The 2381-nt window shown below is 56.2% G+C and carries 4 protein-coding genes; 3 read left to right on the plus strand and 1 reads right to left on the minus strand.

The genetic code is table 11. The features are described 5' to 3' along the window. Positions 1–34 precede the first annotated feature (34 nt). Both RMO15_RS30035 and RMO15_RS30040 read left to right on the plus strand, forming a co-directional pair. Complete coding sequence (locus RMO15_RS30035; protein WP_309721879.1) at positions 35–280, plus strand: type II toxin-antitoxin system prevent-host-death family antitoxin; 246 nt, start codon at positions 35–37, stop codon at positions 278–280. Then, on the plus strand, positions 277–669 hold the full coding sequence (locus RMO15_RS30040; RefSeq protein ID WP_309721881.1) for a type II toxin-antitoxin system VapC family toxin: 393 nt from the start codon (positions 277–279) through the stop codon (positions 667–669). Before RMO15_RS30035 ends, RMO15_RS30040 begins: the two co-directional genes overlap by 4 nt. Here RMO15_RS30040 and RMO15_RS30045 read toward each other — a convergent pair. Then, the gene (locus RMO15_RS30045; RefSeq protein ID WP_309721882.1) at positions 666–1607 is read right to left on the minus strand and encodes an AEC family transporter; all 942 of its coding nucleotides are present in this window, start codon (positions 1605–1607) and stop codon (positions 666–668) included. The two genes, RMO15_RS30040 and RMO15_RS30045, sit on opposite strands and share 4 nt — an antisense overlap. Before the next feature lie 84 nt (positions 1608–1691). Between RMO15_RS30045 and lexA the strand changes: the two genes are divergently transcribed. Next, positions 1692–2303: a transcriptional repressor LexA gene (lexA, locus tag RMO15_RS30050; RefSeq protein WP_309721885.1), complete on the plus strand. Its 612-nt coding sequence runs from the start codon at positions 1692–1694 to the stop codon at positions 2301–2303. Positions 2304–2381 lie beyond the last annotated feature (78 nt).

The following is a 2381-nucleotide window of genomic DNA, read 5'->3' on the forward strand; positions in this document are numbered from 1 at the left end:
GATAGACTAAGCCTTAGCTAACTTAGAAATAACCATGCAAACCGTCAATATTCACGAAGCCAAAACGAATCTTTCCCGCTTACTCGAAGCCGTCGAGCGGGGCGAAGAAGTTGTCATTGCACGGGCGGGACATCCCATCGCCACCCTGAGTGCCTACAAACCGCCGCGCCGCAAGATCGCCCCGCCCGGCAGTATGGAAGGGCAGATATGGATGTCGCCCGATTTCGACGATCCTCTAGATGAGCTTTTCGATGTCTTCAAAGAAGAGCCAGAGGCATGAGCCTACTCCTAGATACACATCTAATTATATGGTGGCAAGGAGATCGTCAACGAGTCCCCTCTACCCTGCAGACTCTGATCGAAGAGAGCTCAGATGTTGTTTATGTCAGCCGAGTATCCCTCTGGGAGATGGCAATTAAAGTTAGCCAGAAAAAGCTCCAGGTAGATTTAGATGATTTTTGCCGCAATATCGCCAACGATGGTTTCCAATGGCTCCCTGTCGAAAACAGGCACATCTTACAAGTGGCAACACTGCCCCTCTTCGACGATCACAAAGACCCTTTTGATCGCCTTTTAGTAGCGCAGAGCCTCACCGAACCCACCATCCTCCTCACTGCGGACACAAAGCTTGCACGCTATGGCTCTACCGTCCGTGTGGTTGTGAGCTAACTGCCTGGTGGGACGCCGCCGAGGCGGATGACAATCGCTAGAATCACGGTGACGGTAATCGCGGCCAGAAGCGTGTTCCAGAAGACACACTCGGCGGCGAGCTCGACATCGCCTTTTTGCTCGATGGCGAGAAAGATTGAGTTCACGGCGGTGGGGCCTGCTGAGGCGACAATCAGCTGAGCACCGGGCCAGGGCCAGAGACCAAGCTTCCAGACAACAAGCGCAGCGATAGCGGGTAGAGCAAGGAGCTTGAAAAACGCCACGGGGAGGATCAAACGCCAGCGTGGGAGACGCCACTGGGTCGCGAGCTGAACACCTAGCGTGACCAGGGCAAGGGGAACGAGGCCATCGGAGACGAGGTGGAGGGCGTAGTCCATCGGCTCGGGCAAGTGCCAGCCTGTCGCCCGAACCATTAGGCCAGCCACCATGATGTAGAGGATGGGAAGCTTCAGGATTTCGACAGCGCCCTGCTTCCAGCCACCGCCCGTGATCGCCGCCGAGAGGCCGTAGCCCAGCACCCAGAGCGAGAGATTGGCCGTCATGATCACCAGCGCCTGAATCTCACCGCCGGGCTTGCCAAAGGCGCGCAGGGCCACGGGAATCCCAAAGTTGCCCGCATTGAAGATCACCGATGCCAGCAGCACCACGGCCAGTGTCTCACGCGGAACTTTCCGCCAGCGCAGAAATCCATAGAGAGGAATGGCGAGCAGCGCCTGGATCAATAGAATCGTCCCCGCGATCCCCGCGATCTGCCCCATGCTGAGCTTAGAGTCGGCTATATGGACAAACAAAAACGCGGGAATAAAGAGATAGAGCTGGAGATTGGAGAGAGTCTGCATCTCCACGGGGTGTCTTTTCTGTAGCAGTGCTCCCAGCGCCACAAGCAGCAAAATTGGCGCAAGTACTTTGCTAAAGAGAAATCCAAACTCGACCAGCATGGCGTCTATTGTATCGCGTGGCGAAAACAGGCAAACGCCTGTATACTCACACAAACAAACTTTTACCTGAGAGGATGTGATGTCATGATATCGGCGAAACAACAAGAAATCTTAGAGGTGATCCGTCAAGCACTGATGCGCGATGGTCAAGCTCCAACCGTTCGAGAGATTGGAAAACTCACGGGCCTGCGCTCGTCATGCTCTGTTCAGAAGCACCTCAACTCGCTTCAGGAGAAGGGCTACATCAAGCGCGACCCGTACAAGTATCGCTCGGTAGAGCTACTCATGGATGGCGCTCCTATGACTCGCCGCCGCACGGTCACGGTTCCCCTTCTGGGCCGTGTTGCTGCCGGTGCGCCGATCTTTGCCACCGAGAATATCGAGGAAAGCTACCCGCTCCCCGAGGCATTTGTCCCCCGCGAGACCGACTGTTTCATGCTCAAGATCAAGGGCGACTCGATGATGGATGCCGGCATCTTCGATGGCGACTTTGTGGTGGTGCGCAAGCAGGAGACGGCCAACGCCGGTGAGATCGTGGTCGCGCTGATTGACGACGAAGCGACGGTGAAGACGTTCTACCCCGCCGGTGACAATGGAGTTCGGCTCCAGCCGGAGAACAAGTACATGAAGCCGATTATTACCAAGAACGCCAGCATTCTGGGCAAGGTCGTGCTGACCATGCGCCAGTACAGCTAGAGAGCGTAAGTCCCGCCCGTTGGAGGGGCAGGACTTAAGAGCGTCGCAGGCTCCGCTACAAAGGGCGTGCCGCCCAAA

It is taken from the genome of Armatimonas sp., assembly GCF_031410135.1.
Taxonomy (GTDB): domain Bacteria; phylum Armatimonadota; class Armatimonadia; order Armatimonadales; family Armatimonadaceae; genus Armatimonas.

Bases quoted from the DNA above. Each gene is read 5' to 3' on its own strand.
- RMO15_RS30035 (WP_309721879.1), top strand. From the start codon at position 35: ATGCAAACCGTCAATATTCACGAAGCCAAAACGAATCTTTCCCGCTTA.
- RMO15_RS30040 (WP_309721881.1), top strand. From the start codon at position 277: ATGAGCCTACTCCTAGATACACATCTAATTATATGGTGGCAAGGAGAT.
- RMO15_RS30045 (WP_309721882.1), bottom strand. From the start codon at position 1,607: ATGCTGGTCGAGTTTGGATTTCTCTTTAGCAAAGTACTTGCGCCAATT.
- lexA (WP_309721885.1), top strand. From the start codon at position 1,692: ATGATATCGGCGAAACAACAAGAAATCTTAGAGGTGATCCGTCAAGCA.